The sequence below is a fragment of the Bartonella sp. AC130YNZD genome (assembly GCF_042196865.1).
Lineage (GTDB): Bacteria > Pseudomonadota > Alphaproteobacteria > Rhizobiales > Rhizobiaceae > Bartonella.
This window is the reverse complement of the sequence record NZ_JBHIQZ010000166.1, coordinates 1-624: the sequence shown is the minus strand read 5'-3', so window position 1 is coordinate 624 and position 624 is coordinate 1. Positions and strand designations below refer to the sequence as shown.

Below are 624 nucleotides of genomic sequence, written 5' to 3'. Positions count from 1 at the left end.
GAAAACCTTCCGATTTGTCGTCCAGGTGCTGTCATCCCACAGAGAAGTGTCAAGAGGCGCTTAAATAGCCCTTATTGTAAAAAACATTCAGAACAACTTGAATGCAAACCTTAAGTCATGCTTCAGCAGAGAAAGCCTTGAATTTACACCAAATAAAGCTCTGGGATAATAAGTTTGAGAAAGCCTTGTCCGTCCTTACATAACAAGGTTTTCTTTTTATGCCGCGTCGTTATAACGTTGCTGTTTCGCTTGCTCGATGACATTCAAAAGATCCGATTGTAACCAACGCGATAAAAAACCAAATTTTAAGGGTTTTGGTAAAGAGCCATTGGTAACATGGCGCCGGAATGTTGAGACACTCATATGAAGCAGTTTTGCACTTTCACGGTCAGTTAAAAGAATATCATTTTCTGTCATTCTAAAATCCTTTCACTATAAAAAATGGTAACAAATCATAACTATTTATTAACCACATTTTAGTTTATTTTTGAAGGTATTTTATTTATATAAAACAATATTTTATTATACAATTTCTGATGTGATACGTGATGAATCTTATTGAGAAAGAATGAGAGAAAAGAGAGCTAAAGTTATCCACAGATAATGGGGTTATTCACCCCATAT

At 34.9% G+C, this 624-nt stretch carries 1 protein-coding gene; it reads right to left on the bottom strand.

Features of this window, described 5'->3' with window-relative positions:
- Positions 1-216: 216 nt before the first annotated feature.
- A complete protein-coding gene (locus ACFINU_RS10300) occupies positions 217-417 on the bottom strand; it encodes an AlpA family transcriptional regulator (protein ID WP_015856172.1) in 201 nt (66 codons plus the stop codon).
- Positions 418-624 lie beyond the last annotated feature (207 nt).

Coding starts and splice junctions, on each gene's coding strand:
- ACFINU_RS10300 (WP_015856172.1), bottom strand. CDS start 417: ATGACAGAAAATGATATTCTTTTAACTGACCGTGAAAGTGCAAAACTG.